General features: G+C 59.5%; 14 protein-coding genes. 4 read left to right on the top strand and 10 right to left on the bottom strand.

Annotation, left to right across the window (positions count from 1 at the left end):
* The 5 genes from acpS to dapA are packed head-to-tail and all read right to left on the bottom strand — an operon-like array spanning position 1 to position 3,966.
* Complete coding sequence (gene acpS / locus K1X75_04285) at positions 1–396, bottom strand: holo-ACP synthase (protein ID MBX7057258.1); 396 nt, start codon at positions 394–396, stop codon at positions 1–3.
* The gene (locus K1X75_04280; protein ID MBX7057257.1) at positions 393–1,385 is read right to left on the bottom strand and encodes a YbbR-like domain-containing protein; all 993 of its coding nucleotides are present in this window, start codon (positions 1,383–1,385) and stop codon (positions 393–395) included. The genes acpS and K1X75_04280 overlap by 4 nt, the downstream gene beginning before the upstream one ends.
* Positions 1,382–2,257 carry a diadenylate cyclase CdaA gene (gene cdaA, locus K1X75_04275; protein ID MBX7057256.1) on the bottom strand — a complete coding sequence of 292 codons (876 nt, stop codon included), beginning with the start codon at positions 2,255–2,257 and terminating at the stop codon, positions 1,382–1,384. The genes K1X75_04280 and cdaA overlap by 4 nt, the downstream gene beginning before the upstream one ends.
* A 15-nt stretch (positions 2,258–2,272) precedes the next feature.
* Positions 2,273–3,085: a 4-hydroxy-tetrahydrodipicolinate reductase gene (gene dapB / locus K1X75_04270; protein ID MBX7057255.1), complete on the bottom strand. Its 813-nt coding sequence runs from the start codon at positions 3,083–3,085 to the stop codon at positions 2,273–2,275.
* Entirely contained in the window at positions 3,082–3,966 is an 885-nt protein-coding gene (gene dapA / locus K1X75_04265; GenBank protein ID MBX7057254.1) for a 4-hydroxy-tetrahydrodipicolinate synthase, read from the bottom strand. The genes dapB and dapA overlap by 4 nt, the downstream gene beginning before the upstream one ends.
* A gap of 116 nt (positions 3,967–4,082) precedes the next feature.
* Between dapA and K1X75_04260 the strand changes: the two genes are divergently transcribed.
* Positions 4,083–5,240, top strand: coding sequence for a hypothetical protein (locus K1X75_04260; GenBank protein MBX7057253.1), 1,158 nt, complete (start codon positions 4,083–4,085; stop codon positions 5,238–5,240).
* Here the strand turns inward: K1X75_04260 and K1X75_04255 are convergent.
* The 5 genes from K1X75_04255 to K1X75_04235 form a co-directional block, all read right to left on the bottom strand.
* Complete coding sequence (locus K1X75_04255) at positions 5,237–5,695, bottom strand: hypothetical protein (protein ID MBX7057252.1); 459 nt, start codon at positions 5,693–5,695, stop codon at positions 5,237–5,239. The genes K1X75_04260 and K1X75_04255 overlap by 4 nt on opposite strands.
* The gene (locus K1X75_04250; protein MBX7057251.1) at positions 5,692–6,720 is read right to left on the bottom strand and encodes a 4-hydroxythreonine-4-phosphate dehydrogenase PdxA; all 1,029 of its coding nucleotides are present in this window, start codon (positions 6,718–6,720) and stop codon (positions 5,692–5,694) included. The genes K1X75_04255 and K1X75_04250 overlap by 4 nt, the downstream gene beginning before the upstream one ends.
* A complete protein-coding gene (locus K1X75_04245; protein ID MBX7057250.1) occupies positions 6,695–7,132 on the bottom strand; it encodes a polymer-forming cytoskeletal protein in 438 nt (145 codons plus the stop codon). Before K1X75_04245 ends, K1X75_04250 begins: the two co-directional genes overlap by 26 nt.
* A gap of 81 nt (positions 7,133–7,213) precedes the next feature.
* Positions 7,214–8,050: a hypothetical protein gene (locus K1X75_04240; GenBank protein MBX7057249.1), complete on the bottom strand. Its 837-nt coding sequence runs from the start codon at positions 8,048–8,050 to the stop codon at positions 7,214–7,216.
* Positions 8,051–8,086: 36 nt separating this feature from the next.
* On the bottom strand, positions 8,087–9,592 hold the full coding sequence (locus K1X75_04235) for a hypothetical protein (GenBank protein ID MBX7057248.1): 1,506 nt from the start codon (positions 9,590–9,592) through the stop codon (positions 8,087–8,089).
* An 83-nt stretch (positions 9,593–9,675) separates the two neighbouring features.
* Here K1X75_04235 and K1X75_04230 point away from each other — a divergent pair, with 83 nt between their 5' ends.
* From K1X75_04230 to K1X75_04220, 3 genes are read left to right on the top strand one after another with little or no spacing between them, the layout of a single operon-like run.
* Positions 9,676–11,958 (top strand): transglycosylase SLT domain-containing protein, encoded by a 2,283-nt coding sequence (locus K1X75_04230; GenBank protein ID MBX7057247.1) that lies wholly within the window; start codon positions 9,676–9,678, stop codon positions 11,956–11,958.
* 45 nt (positions 11,959–12,003) lie between these two features.
* Positions 12,004–13,518, top strand: coding sequence for a cysteine--tRNA ligase (cysS, locus tag K1X75_04225; protein ID MBX7057246.1), 1,515 nt, complete (start codon positions 12,004–12,006; stop codon positions 13,516–13,518).
* The gene (locus K1X75_04220) at positions 13,509–14,285 is read left to right on the top strand and encodes an RNA methyltransferase (GenBank protein MBX7057245.1); all 777 of its coding nucleotides are present in this window, start codon (positions 13,509–13,511) and stop codon (positions 14,283–14,285) included. Before cysS ends, K1X75_04220 begins: the two co-directional genes overlap by 10 nt.
* Positions 14,286–14,410: the final 125 nt, after the last annotated feature.

Raw genomic sequence — 14,410 nt, 5'->3', positions numbered from 1 at the left:
CTACTTGGCGCCATCCTGGATTTGTTCCAGGATTACAACGGCCATGCTCCATTCTCGACTGTGCGTCAGTGTCAGGTGTGTGCGATTTGCGCCGAGGGTCTGCGCCGCTGCGGCCGCCCGACCGTGAAGCGCCAGTCGCTTTTTGCCAAAAATACGACCGGCCGTCTCCACGTCACGCCAGCTGAGCCCCGCGCCGCCTGGTAAATTGAGCGCCTTAATTGCCGCCTCTTTGACTGCAAAGCGCGCGGAAAGGTACGGCACCGGATCCTCGTGGGAAACGCTGTACTCGATTTCCTCCGGCGTATATATGCGCTCCAGGAAGCGTTGACCATGACGCTCCAGCATGTGCGCAATGCGCGAGTTTTCGACAATATCTGCGCCCAATCCGACAATCATGATTGCGGTATCACGTGTTCCTGGAAGCCTTCGCGCGCCTCCGGCGACGCTCGCAGCGGCGCGCGCTCAAATTGCAATTCGACGCTGGGCGGAGAAACGCGCATGATCTGGAGGTCGGGCCGGCGCAAACGATCAACTACGCGAACCGGCAAGCCGCTCACCAGAAACGAAGGACGGATTTCCTGACCGTCCAGAAAAACCGGGCAAAACGTTTCTGCGGAAAACTCTTCGGGGCGAAAGGGTCCAGGCGTATTGAATTCCAGGCGCACCGTTGCAGGAGTTGCAATGTTGATTCCGCGAATATCATTCCAGCAATGCACTGCAACTGATTCCAGCCGACCAAAATCGCTGGCGGTGGCCGGCGCAACATTAACCAGCAACTCGACATCGATTGGCTGATTGGGCGCCACCTCCACAAATTCCGGAAGGCTGGCCATTGGCAAACGGGCCGTATAGACTGAGGCTCGCCCGCGCAAGGTAAAGCCTTCTGTGAGCACGTGCGTCATTCCGCGAACTGTCTCGTATGGCCCGCGGACGCGGACCGTTGGCGGGCGCACTTCGACGTAACCGCGTTCCAGGCCCGGGTCCAACTCGCTGATCAAGCGAGCGGAGATGGGCAATTCGCGCTCCAACAATCGCGATACGATCAATTCAACTTCCTGGTCAAATTGGGCGCGCACTCCTTCCGGCAGTTCAGGACTCAAGCGCGCTCGATAGACCACCGGTCCTGGCGCAGGCAAGGGATTGGTCAGCTGAATGCGGAAGTCGGAAGGATCAAATTCCAGCATCTCGCGTTCGCCGCGCAATACTACGCTCATAAAGGAAGGAGTCCGAGATGAAAACACCAGGCCGTTTGGCAGCGCCGGTCGCTCGACGCGAACGTTGACAGTGCGAGTGATATTGCGCGCGTACTGAACGTAGCCAAAAAGGGCGAAAGCCGCAGCCAGCGAACCCAGCTTCAGTTGCCAGTTGATCAGCCAGCGCCTCACTTCTTGCGCCCCTCGGCTGCAGCGCCGCCGTCTCGTCCCGCAGCGGAGGCCGACTGCGCTTCTTGCTTACGAGCCTCGTCCAGCGCCTCCTCTTCCGGCGCCAGCGGTTCTGAGGACGAGGAGAGCAAACGCTGCAGGAGCGGCCCCAGTTCCCCGGGTCGTACGCCGCTCCGAATTTCTCCGTTTAGCATGACAGAAATCCGTCCCGATTCCTCGGAGGTTACGATTACAATGCCATCGCTTTCTTCAGACATTCCCATTCCAGCGCGGTGGCGTGCGCCGTGCGTTTTCTTGAGTTTGGCGCCGGACATCGGCAGGTAGCAGGAAGCTGCCACGATCCGATTGCCTTCAATGAAGACCGCGCCATCATGTAGCGGCGTATCCTTATGGAATATGGTCTGCAATAGTTCGGCGGTGATAGCGCCGTCGACGCGCACGGCAGAATCAATGATCGTTTGCGGCCTGATTTCGCGCAGCAGCACAATGATTGATCCAACCCGCTGCTGGGCCATATTCCGAACCGCTTCGACAATCGGCGCAACCTCGACTGTCGCCCTGGGATTGATCCACTGAAAGATGGGCATGCGGCCAATCTCGCTGATCAATCGCCGAAGCTCTGGTTGAAGCAGAACAATCAGTCCGAAGACCAGGTATTGCGAGACATTGGTAATGATCCAGCTAACAGTGGAAAGGTCAATCAGCCTGGCAAAGAGGTCCACCAGCAAGATGATGGCAACGCCTACCAGCAATTGCAGCGCGCGAGTGCGCGTCAGCAGCAGGAAGACGCGGTAAGCGATAAAAGCGACGATCAGAATGTCGGCCAGCGTCCGCAAGACGCTCCATGCCGTGGCCTGTGAAATGCTTTCCAGCACGTCGTCGCTCCGGGCTCAAATGCCCAGTACATCCTTCATGGCATAGAGTCCCGGCGGCTGGTCCGCAAGGAACGCGGCAGCTCGCAGGGCGCCCGCCGCAAATGTCTCGCGCGATGAGGCGCGATGTGTTAGCTCGACGCGCTCGCCATCGCCGAAAAAATAAACAGTGTGGTCTCCCACGACATCTCCGCCGCGCAAGGCGTGAATGCCGATCTCCGCTGCACCGCGCGGTCCTGGTTCGCCGCTGCGTCCGTAGACCACATCGCCTTCTTCGCGAGACAGTTCACGCAACAAAATTTCCTTCAAGCGCATGGCTGTGCCGGAGGGCGCGTCGCGTTTGAAGCGATGGTGCACTTCGTGTATTTCAGCATCAAAGCCAGGGCCCAGAGCTTTGCAGGCGATCTCTGTCAGCCGAAACAGGATGTTCACGCCCAGCGACATATTGGGCGAGATCAGCAACGGAATGCGAGCGGCAAAGCCTTCGAGCCTGGCGCGCTCAGCGGCGCTCAGTCCGGTAGCCCCAACGGCCAGCGCCACGCCACGATCGGCGCATGCTGCAGCAACAGCGAGTGCGCCTGCCGCGCTGGAGAAATCAATCACAACCTGGGCCTGCTGCAAGGCCAGGCCTGGCTGATCGCTGATCGCAATCTGCAGCGGTCCAACGCCGGCAGTCACGCCAGCGTCCAGTCCCAGCAGGCTGGAATCTGGACGTTCCAGCGCGCCCACCAGCTCAAAGGACTTGCCCTCCGGGCTGTGCGTCCTTCGCGAAAGGGCAATGATCGTTCGGCCCATGCGCCCGCCGGCGCCGGACATGGCGAAACGGATCAAGAGTCTTCTCCGATTCGTTGCAGAAGATCGGACAGTTGCGCCTGACGTACCGAATCGAGGCTGAGCAAGGGCAAGCGAAGTTCAGGATTGCAGAGTCCGCGCAGGTGCGCCGCCGCTTTGATCGGCGTCGGATTCACATCCCAGAACAGGGCATTCATGAAATCGAAGAGTTCATAAAATTGTTGATTGGCCGCAACAAAGTCGCCCTTCAAATAGAGGTCCATCATGCGCACCATGCGCCGCGGATACAGGTTGGAGGCCACGGACACCACGCCCTGACCGCCGATTCCCATCACTGCCGGAATCAGATTGTCGTCTCCGCTCAACATTGCCACGCGCGAACCGCAGTATCGAATGATGCGGGTCATCTGCGCCGGATCCCCGCTGGCTTCCTTGATCGCTTGAATGCGCGGGTGTTCAATCAAACGCTGCAGCGTTTCGACTTCGATATTTACAGCGGTCCGTCCGCGAATATTGTACAGCATCACTGGAACCGTGCTGGCATCGGCCACAGCCTGGAAGTGCCGGATCAGCCCGTCCTGGGATGGTTTGTTGTAGTATGGACTGACCAGCATTACGCCATCAACGCCGGCCGCGCAGGCGTCTGCGGTCAGCTGGATGGCTTCGGCAGTTGCATTGGATCCAGCGCCGGCTACGACCAGCAAGCGCCCGCGGGCGTATTCCACCGTTTTGCGAATGACCTCGGCATGTTCCTGATGGCTGAGCGTTGGCGATTCGCCGGTGGTTCCGCAGGGAACGACGCCCTTCACTCCCGCAGCGGCTTGCCTCTCAACCAGCTCCCGAAGAGCGCCAAAGTCAATCGTCCGTCCCTGATTTTGCAGGGGCGTGATCAGCGCTGTAAAGACTCCCTTGAATTCCATTTGCCGCCGTCCCGGGAATCAGGCGCCGCAAGCCCTATTCCCATTTGACTCTCGACCGAGAATCCGGCGCGTGGAGAATTTGTCCATTCTTAGCCATCATCAGCGGTTGCAACCAGATGTCTCCATTCACTCAGGCGCTCCTGCTCGCCACTGCCTTTATCGCTGCACTGGGTCTGACCGGCGCGCTTACCGGACTCAGCGAGGTGCTCCCGGATATTCCCAATCAGCGATCCATGCACAATCGTGTCGTGGCGCGTGGCGGAGGGCTTTCCTTTGCGCTTGCCTATTTGACTGCAATTGTTGTGGCCCTGATCTATCAGCCCTCATACCTGAGTCCGACCGTTGTGGCGGCGGCCGGCGGATCCCTCTGTCTGACCCTTCTGGGATTGCTCGACGATCGCTACCAGCTCCCGGCCCTCAATCGACTGCTGGCACAGGCTCTGATCTGTTCCGTGGCCGCCTACTTAGGCGCCGATGATCAGTTGCGTCTTGGCGGCTACATTGCCCTGGAAGGATGGCCGGCGCTGCTGGTACAGGTGCTGTGGCTGGTAGCTATGGTGAACTTCGTAAATTTCATGGATGGCATGGATGGGTTTGCGGGCGGTCTCGCCCTGCTAACCTGTGTTGCCTTCGCTGTTCTTTTCCAATTGGATTCCGGCGTTGGAGCGCCGGAGTTACAGTCGACTGGCGTTTACCGGCTATTCCAATTTGCCTACGCAGCCCTCGGCGCGGGACTGATTGGATTTCTACTCTGGAACATTCCGCCAGCTCGCATTTTCATGGGAGATGCAGGCTCCTACTTTCTGGGATTCGCACTGGCCTTCCCGGTTATCGCCTTTCCATTGCGTCCGGCGCATGACATTGCTATTCTCACTGCGCGAATCTTGAAGCCTGAGGAGCAGCCGGCGCTATTTGATCAATGGACCGGCTTTTTTCTCTGCCTGCCCTTTGTTATTGATCCGACTTTGACTTTGCTGCGCAGATTGCGTTCCGGCGCAAGCCTGCTGCATGCCCATCGCGAGCACCTCTACCAGCGCATGTCGCAGGCCGGAAAGCGGCCGCTGAGAATTCTGGCCCTTTTCTCCCTGTTGTTCTTTCTTCCGGGAATCGCACCAGTTGCGTTGCGCGCTGCCAGCGTCGCGCCCGGACTAGCGCTGCTCGTCGGCTTCATTGTTTTGTGCCTTTGCCTGCTTATTCACGCGCTGTTGGCCAAACGCTTTGGGGCCCGGCTTGCGAACTCCGGGCCATCGGTGCGAGATCATCATTCGAACTAGCGCGCGGGCGGCGGTTGCGGCAGCGCAGGTAGCGGAAGGTTTTCGGGCAAGATGCGTCGCAGATCGGCGGAGAAATCGAAGCCGGTGGCGGCGGCAAGCATCCAGAAAAGCCAGTAGAAAAGCGTCAATACTGCCAGATTGCGCAGCAAGCTATGGGCAAGGCCTGGGCTTCTTGCAGCCGCGGCTATCCAGACTGCAATAGGCCAGAACAGCAGTAAGAAGAGCGGCAGAAAGGCCCACGCCGTGGCCAGATAGCTCCAGAGTTGCTCGGACCAGTTGCTCTGCAGAGCGCCAAAGGCATGTGCCAGCTCGGTGCGAAAAAACAGGGCATAGAAACTGAAAATCAGGAGACCGGAAATCCGCCAGAGCCAGGGAACCTCCGACCGGATCAGCAGAAACAGGACGCCAAGCGCCCATAGCAGCAGCAGCGGAGCGACAAGTTGTGTAAGGCTCATTCAGCAATACTCCCGGCGTAACCGGCCTGCAGGGCGCGTCGCATACTGCTTGCATCGCAACGGCCGCGGCCGGCAATCGCAAACGCAACGCCGTGATCGGGACTGATGCGGAGATAGGGCAGTCCAATGGTAACATTCAATCCATCGCGACCTTCGAGGGCCTTGAAGGGCGCCAGGCCCTGATCGTGGTAACAGGCCAGCGCCAGACGAAATTCACGGCGCACCTCCTCAAAGAAGAAGCCATCGGCGCTCAATGGCCCCTCCACTGGCACGCCGGCTTGCCGCAGCGCTTCACACCAGGGGCCAAGCCATCGCTGTTCCTCGTCGCCCAGAAGTCCGCCTTCGCCGGCATGGGGATTCAGCCCCAGCAGGGCGGCGCGTCGGCCGCGGAATGGCGGCATGGACAACAGTTTGCCAAGCAGGCGAATCAGTCCGGCAGATTGCAATGTTTCGCGGAGGCGCTGCGGGGCCTCCCGCAGGGCAACATGAATGGTCAGAGGGACCACAGATAGTTTGCGTCCGTGCATCAACATCAGGACTTCGCAATTCGCTCGGCCGGCCAGATACTCGGTGTGACCGACGAATCCGCTCTGCCCGCTGGCCACAACGGACTCCTTGGAGATTGGCGCCGTAACCAGTGCTGCCGGCGGCGACCTCTCAGTGAGGTCGCAAGCCCACTGCAGCGCGCGAAACGCTAATGCGCCGCCGCTGATGGCGGCCACGCCAGGCGGCGACGCCTCCAATTTCATTTCGCTACAAAGATCAACCGCGCAGAGTCCGTCCGGCAAGCGCGGATAGATGTCGCACATTTCTTGAAAGGAAAGCGTGCGGAAATGCTTCTTGCCGAGCGCCGTGCGCAGACTCTCCAGTTGCCGGCGGCCTCCCGTAGCAAGCAGCAACGTTGGCCGCGCCTGGCCGGGTACGATTTCTGGAAGAAGTGAGACCAGTAGCTCGGCGCCAATCCCTGCCGGATCGCCGCCGGTAATGATCAGCGGCGAATCAGGAGGCCTTCTGGCGGGATCCAAAGAGCTTTTCAAGCGAGAGGTTGTCGCGGGCATACTCGCTATCAATGTAGGCGCGCGCCGAGTGTTTCAGATCGTGGCTGATCATGCAGCGCCCTTCCAGAATTACCCCATTCTGGATGATCAACTCCGGAGTGCTGATATCGCCAAGGATACGAGCGGTCGGCAAGAGCATAACCCGATTGCGGGCCGTGATATTGCCAATGATGATCCCTTCGACTATGACCGAGGATGCGGTGACGTTGGTCTTGACCCGCCCTGTAACTCCGATATAAAGTTGATCGGCCTGAAGCGATTTACCTTCGAATTTTCCATCGATTTTCAAGGAGCCATTGATAAAAAATCGCCCATTGAAATAGGAATTTTCGCCAATTGTGGAGTTGGTAACCTCTGAGGCTGCCCGAACCAGTGCCATCGTACGCTCCGAATGGCCAGTGCCGCCCGCTTGCCTTGACTCGAAAAGCCTTTTCTGGACGCTTCGGAAGGCAACGGGCGCTCAGCTGGCGCCCTGGCCTTTTGCCTTCAAAGTGGGCAAATTCAGCTTTTCAATGGCCTCTACTGTAAATTGCAGAAATTCTTGCAGGCCTTCAGCCAGGGTACGGTTCTCCAGCACCGTGGCTTTTTCAAAGCGGGAATTGAACTTCAACCGATCTGTCTTGTTTATGACAATCCCGCCGCGCTCAGCAATGTCGTCGTTCAGCTTGGACAGAAAATCGCGCAATTTTTTGAGCGCTTCATTGCTATCGAAGATGAAGGCGCGGCTCTGGCGATTCTTCATCTTCAGCAATTGTTCCCGGAAATCTGGCTTTTCCGCGCCGGCGTATTCTTCCAGCGTCTCCACCAGTACCTTCAAATTTCGCGAGATATTTTCCAGTCCGGCGCGCAGCGCTTCACGCTCTGCACTGTGGGAAAAATCCAGTTTGCAGTGCAATTCTGAAAGCGCCGGCCAATACTCGTCATTGATTGTATGCCAGAGCGTCGCCAGCAGATTGATGTCGGGATCCGTGCTGTTGGGCGAGGCCTTCTGGACAGGGAACTTTTGCAATATGCTGTAGTCGGTCACTGACCGTCCAGCCGGCGAGGTTGCAATCGGCGCTGCAGATTCAGAATCTCCCAGACCCAGCTCTCCGCGCAGCTGATCGGCGGTGAAGCGACTGACATCCCTCCCCGCCAGGAAGCCGCCCAATTTCTCGCGGTAACGTTGCATCTCGCGCGAGACGCGCGCTTTCTGCTCCGCATTTGGCGTGGTGCGGATGATTCCTTCCATCTGCTTCAGGTAGCGAAGCAGTTTTTCCGCTTCTTCTTTTTGTTCTGGACTGAGCGATACCGGCACAGCCGTGAAATGACGGACGGGAAGCAAGCCTGACAATCACTTTTCCCCGGCCATTTCCTCCTGTTCACCAGCCGCCTTCGCCCTAGCGTCAAAAGCCGCAGCCCGCTGCTCGGCGCCCTGGGCGCGCAGCAACAAGGCTGCATCTTCCAGCAGGATGCTGCTATTTGGCGCGCGTTGCAGCAGACGGCGAACCAGTTTCCAGGCCCCAGGGGCGTCGCCCGCTTGCGCCAGCGCCGCAGCAAGCTGATGCTGCCGCCAGACTTCGCCGCCAGTTGTTGCCAGGCGTCGAGACAGTTCCGGATCGCGCGACGCTATCCATGCCGCCAATTGCAGACGAGCCGGAATGGAAAAAGAACTGATCAAAGCGCAGCAGCGCATGGTCAATGCTTCCAGCGGCGGATTTTCCGTTGCCGCCATGGCCAGCGCCGCCAGTTGTGCGTCCCATCCGCGACCGCGCTGCAGGCTGACCAGCTGGCCGCTCAACTCCGCGGATCGGGCGTCATCCGCGCCCTGCGCTGCCAGCCAGAGCAGCGCGTTGGACGCTCCTGATCCCTGCAGCGCACCACCAAGCGATGCAGGGACAGGCGTGAAATTGCCGCTCCTTGGCGCTGCGCAAGCGAGCGCCACGGTCGCTCGACACAGCAAAAGCAATGCGGCCTGGTCGGAAGGAGGCGCCGCAGCCAGGGCGCGCAGCGCCGCACTCAGGCGACCATTGCTGAGCGCCAGCATAGCCAGCTCGTGGCAAATCGCAGGCGAAGCGCCCATCAGCCGAATCCTACGCCATAGCAAGCGCGCCGCTCGAAAAAGCATCCCGCGCTGCCAGAGCTGAACGAAAAGATCAAACAGGTCCTCGGCGTCGACCGGCGGATTACGCGAGCTACGACGAATGATATAAGCCTCCGAAACGCGTTCGCTGCTGGCAGCGGCGTCGAGCCATAACAGACGGCGCACCCCGGCGCCGGCGCCCTCCGTTGAAGAAGCGGATTGGCTCTTCTTCTTTTGCGGGGCCAGCAGTTGCATTGCCAGTTCGAAGTACGCTTCGGGTTGAAGGACCTGCCGCCGAAACCAGGCGCTTGCGCTGGACTGCCCTTGCCACAACGCATAGAACGATGCCAGCTGCAGTATCCCTGCATCCGGATTCTCGCGTTCCGTTTCGCGAACGGCCAGGGAATACAGCCAATCGGCGCGCATTCGCGCAAATGAATACAATGCGAGGGCGCGCGCCAGGGGTTGTCGCAGTCCGGCGCGCAAGGGCGCGCCGCTGCGTGTCAACGCTCGATATGCAGGATCAAGGCCCTTTTCCAGCGAGGCCCGGAATTCCAGATCGTGCAGTCGACTGGCCCGGAGGTAGGTCAAGGGATGCAGGCACGGCGCCGGGAAGCCGTCGAGGCCGGGTCGAACAGCATGGGCCATATGGATTTCGCTGCGCAGCCCAGGCAGCAGCTTCTGTTCGAAGTGCAAACTCCAGCTTTCGGTGGGAGGCGCCGCCGGTCGTAATCGCAGCGAGCGTAGACTGGCGCCTTGTTGGCGGGCAGCAGGCATCTGAAGTACGTATCGATGAAAGGGCCTCGTGCGGCCACAAAAAACGCGCTGACGGTCGAATTGCAGGCCGACAATTGGCGGGGATGGCCTTCTTGGATCGCGCTTCCTGGTTGTGCGTGCTTGCTGCGCTCCTTGCCTGCGCGCCAGAACTGGCCGCCGAGGGGCCGGAAAGCGACATTTTTGCACAGCTGCGTGGCGAGCGCTGGCAGGAAATCAAGGCTCGCTATGCGCAGCGTGCGCCACAACGCTTCGATGAGCGCTACGCGCTGGCGCTGGCTACGGCGCATGCCGAGTCGAGCCCCGCAGCCGCCCTGGCCGGCATTACACAGCTGCTGCAACTGGCAGGGATACGCTGTCCGTCGGCGGAATTGGCGCAACTCCAGGCCTGCCTGGAACGCGGGCCTCGCTCCGAAATTGCCAGTTTTTCGGCGCGCCTGGCGCTGTGGAAGGCGGCCAGCATCGCCGATAGCCGGGATCTGACGGAACTCTCACTGGCGCTGCTGGGGCCCATTTCGCTGGAACAAGAGGATCCGCTCAATCGCAAGGTCTATGCCCAGCTCATTGGCCTACGAATGCGAAAGGGAGATATAGCCGCCGCGGCCGCACTGGCCGAATCGCGTCGATATCGCTCCGCTGCGCTGGATCTGCTGCGCGGGCAGGTCTATCTGCGCAATGCTCAGAAAGATCGCGCCTTCCCTTATCTATTGGCCGCGGCAAGAGATAGCGACGCAGACTGGCAAGCCCGCAGCGCACTCCAGGAAATTCGTCGCAATTTTCCTGGCATATTTAGCGGAAGCGAGGCGCCCGGTTTTGGCAGCCCGGCCCGCGATCTCATTGCTCTTGGAACTAAACTGGAAAGGGCCGAACGAGAGTCGCTGCGAAATCTGGTCAGCGCCGATCAGATTGTAGCTACAACCAACGTGGCCAGGCTTCGCGGAGACGGCGAATTTCTGGCCCTCACCGGACAGGCGCCTCGACTGCCACAGCTTGCTGAACGCAGTTACACCTTCCTTTCACAGCAGCCGCACATCGTGGACGCCTGGTCGGCGCTCCTGATTCGCAACGGTCAGAAACAGGCGGCCCTCAATCTGCTGCGTCAACATCGTCACCTGATGCCCGCCCGTCCGGCGATGTGGCAGCGCTACATCGAGCTGCTGGAGGAGGACGCCTCCAACGACGCTCTGCTGGATGAATTGATTGCCTACCTCAAGGCCAACCCTTCCAATTTTGCGGTTCAGGATTCATTGGTTCGTCTGCTCATTGGTCCGGATGCGGAACACATTCGCTGGGCCCCGGAACAAAGCTGGCGAAAAACGCAGGCCTCGCTGCCGCCTGGTACTGCCCGCGGACGTTTCGTATACTGGTACCATCGCTACTTACAGGAAAACAACCAGGCTCAGCGAGCGCAAGAACTGGCGGCGGAGTTCTATCGCTGGATGCCGGGCAGCTTCTACTCCGGCGCCTTCTGGGATCTCAATCGCGGCGGGGACTACGCCCGCGATTGGCATCAGGTAAGCGGGAAAGAAAGCTACTACCAATGGCTATCGCGCTATGGCGGGCGCGAAGAGGCGTGGCGCTTCCTGGCCAGACAGGATCCCGCGCGCTATCAAAGCTACGATGGCCTGCGACTGTGGAAGGCAATTTCCTCCGGCGAGTTTGATCCCCCGGAGGAGATTGTCGCCCTCTACCGACTGGGCGAAACCGGTCTTGGCGCCGAGTTTTTCGAAGAACGCTACCGCAATCGACTGACGCGACTGGATCGCTCGGCAGTAATGGCCGCTCTCGGATTGCGCAGCGGTCATCTCAACATCTCAGTGTACTACGCGCGGCTGTACATGCGCGAGTCCGGAATGGCCGAGGATCCCTTTACTCAACCAGCCCCCCTGCTGAAAAGCCTCTACCCCCGTCCCTATCGACGCGAGGTGCAACAGAACGCCGCACAATACAATATCTCCGAGTATGCCGTCTACGCCCTGATGCGTCAGGAAAGCATGTTTGTGGAGCGCGCTGTCAGTCGTTCCGGTGCGCGCGGCCTGATGCAAATCATGCCTGCTACCGGTCGCTGGCTGGCGCGCCGCTTCGGCGCGCCAGGCGCAGATTTCTCGGCGCCTGCTTTGAACATCAAAATGGGCGCGGCCTTTTTTGCCGATTTGATGCGCAGCAACAGCGGCGATTTTCGCTGGGCGGCAATCGCCTACAACGGCGGCCCCGGAAATTTGCGTAAATGGAAACGCGATCTGTACAAGGGAGACTTCTACCATTTTCTGGAGGCCTTGCCTTCTGAGGAGGCGCGCAACTACTGTCGCGTTACCTACCAGAACTTCCTGCATTATGGCGCAATTTATAGCGTATATCCGGAGGAATGACGCCAGCTTGACAGCGCAATCGTCGCCCAACACCTGACCGGCATCATGGCGCTGCGTTTCTATAATTCATTGACGGGGCGCAAAGAGGAATTCAGCCCCTCGCGACCGGATTTTGTTGCAATCTACAGTTGCGGTCCCACAGTCTACGACTACGCGCATATTGGCAACTTTCGCGCCTTTCTCTTTGTTGATCTCTTGCGGCGTCACCTTCTATTCCGCGGCTACAGCCTCAAGCAGGCCATTAACCTCACAGACGTTGAAGACAAAATCATCCAGCGCGCGGCGGAGCGCGGGATGCCGATCGACCAATACACAGCGCCCTTCATTGAGGCTTTTCTCGAAGATCTGGATTTTCTTCGGGTTCTTGCGCCCGAGCACCGGCCGCGAGCTACCGAGCACATTCCAGCGATGCTGGAGATGATAGCGGAGCTGCAGCGTCGTCAGCATGCCTACGTCGCAGATGGCAGCGTATACTTTCGATTGGCCACGTTTTCAGAATATGGGCGACTGTCGCGCATTGATCCAGAGCAGTTGCGCGCTGCGGCCGATGGTCGCTTTGATGCAGACGAGTACACAAAGGAGGACTTGCGCGATTTTGCACTCTGGAAGGCTGCGTCCGCCGACGACGCGGCGGCCTGGGCCAGCCCGTGGGGCCGCGGCCGACCAGGTTGGCACATTGAGTGCTCGGCCATGATTCAAGACCTTTTTGGGCCGCAGGGCGTTGATATACACACCGGCGGCATCGACCTGCTGTTCCCGCATCATGAAAACGAAATTGCCCAAAGCCGGTGCAGTCATCCAGAAGGCGCCTTTGTTCGCTACTGGCTGCACAATGAACACCTGCTGGTCGATGGCAGGAAAATGTCTAAGTCAGCAGGAAATTTCTATGCGATGGTAGATTTTCGTGATGCAAAAAGGATCAAGGATTTGCTCGGCCGAGGCGCCCCGGAGGAATTACTGCGCATCTATGAGCGTGGCAATCTGGGCGTTGCCATTCGCTACCTGCTACTGGCCACCCACTATCGACAAAAGCTGAATTTTACATTCGATGGCCTGCTTGCAGCCGAACAGGCCATTTTGCGGCTGCGGCGCGCGGCAGAGCGCCTCAGTGAAATATGTGGCGAATCGGCTGCAGTCCCGGAGCAAACCACCAGTCCCTGGAGCGCCCTATCGGCCGAAAGCCTCCGACTTTTTGGAGATGCCCTCGACGATGATCTCAATATCTCGCGAGCGCTGGCGGCGGTATTCGACTTTGTTCGCGAGCTCAATATCCTTTTGGAATCGCAAAGACCGGATGCCGGACAGGCCGCAGCGGCATTGAACTTTCTTGTCGAGGCGGACCGAACGCTGGATCTGTTGCGCGCGGATCCGCCGATTCCCGGATCAAGCGCCAGCGCTGACCAGAAGCAGCGGGAGCGTATTGAGGCGCTGATCGCAGATCGACAGCTGGCGCGCGCCGCCAGAAATTTTACGCAGGCCGACGCCATTCGTTTGCAACTGGATCAAATGGGCGTGGCCATTAAAGACACTCCGGCAGGCGTTGTCTGGCAATGGAAGTAAGCGAACACTGGGTCTTCGGGCGCCGGGCGGCGCAGTCCTTTCTTGCCCCCGAATCTGCGGCGGAGGTGTTGGAGGCTGTACTCAGCGATCGTGCGCCTCCCGAGCTGCGTCGAATGGCTGAATCCCGACTGGGCGCTCAGCACTTGCATCACTGCAAGCAACGCGACATGGAGCGACGTTTTCCCGGCCAGCGACATCAAGGAATTGCCTTGCGCTTGCGACGGCCCCTTCCCGCTGGACAGGGGGCCGACTGGCGAGACCTGGCCAGCGCCAAACAAGATCTGCTGATCGTTCTGGATCGCCTTCAGGATGTTCACAATGTGGGAGCAATCATACGCAGCGCCGAGGCCCTGGGCGTCGGCGGGTTGATTCTAACCGGCAAGGGCGCCGCAATGACTCCCGCCGTGCATCGCGTTGCCGCCGGCGCCACGGCGCACCTTCCCATTTTTCAAGAAAGCAATCTCAATTCGGTGCAGCGGTCGCTCGGCGACTGTGGTCGCTGGATTTGCGCCTCGGCCAGCGCAGCCGATCTGGAGCAGTCAGAAAGAGAGCTCCGGCAGCCCTTCTTCTGGCATGATGAATTTTCTGCTCTGCCGCCGGCAGGCGAGCTGGCCCTGGTCATCGGCAGCGAGGGCGATGGCGTCAAACCTCTGGCTCTTGAGCGAGCGGACTACATCTTGAGCATCCGCCTGAGCGGCGCCACAGCGTCATTGAATGCCTCGGTTGCTGCAGCAATCTTGATCGATCGCTTGATTCATCGCAATTGAGATCCGCGGCATCGGAGTTCTTGCCGTTCTTTAAGATTGAATCTCAAAATTGTCCGCGGATTCACGGGACTCCCAAAACAGGTTTTCAACATCGGTCGCGCCGTCTTGCTGGACCATCCATCCAG

This window comes from Leptospirales bacterium (genome assembly GCA_019694655.1).
In the GTDB taxonomy this organism is placed as follows: Bacteria; Spirochaetota; Leptospiria; order Leptospirales; family Leptonemataceae; genus SSF53.
Note: the sequence above shows the minus strand (reverse complement) of the source record. Positions and strands in the feature narration are given on the sequence as shown.

Coding starts and splice junctions, on each gene's coding strand:
- acpS (MBX7057258.1), bottom strand. CDS start 396: ATGATTGTCGGATTGGGCGCAGATATTGTCGAAAACTCGCGCATTGCG.
- dapA (MBX7057254.1), bottom strand. CDS start 3,966: ATGGAATTCAAGGGAGTCTTTACAGCGCTGATCACGCCCCTGCAAAAT.
- K1X75_04260 (MBX7057253.1), top strand. CDS start 4,083: ATGTCTCCATTCACTCAGGCGCTCCTGCTCGCCACTGCCTTTATCGCT.
- K1X75_04255 (MBX7057252.1), bottom strand. CDS start 5,695: ATGAGCCTTACACAACTTGTCGCTCCGCTGCTGCTGCTATGGGCGCTT.
- K1X75_04245 (MBX7057250.1), bottom strand. CDS start 7,132: ATGGCACTGGTTCGGGCAGCCTCAGAGGTTACCAACTCCACAATTGGC.
- K1X75_04235 (MBX7057248.1), bottom strand. CDS start 9,592: ATGCCTGCTGCCCGCCAACAAGGCGCCAGTCTACGCTCGCTGCGATTA.
- K1X75_04230 (MBX7057247.1), top strand. CDS start 9,676: ATGGCCTTCTTGGATCGCGCTTCCTGGTTGTGCGTGCTTGCTGCGCTC.
- cysS (MBX7057246.1), top strand. CDS start 12,004: ATGGCGCTGCGTTTCTATAATTCATTGACGGGGCGCAAAGAGGAATTC.
- K1X75_04220 (MBX7057245.1), top strand. CDS start 13,509: ATGGAAGTAAGCGAACACTGGGTCTTCGGGCGCCGGGCGGCGCAGTCC.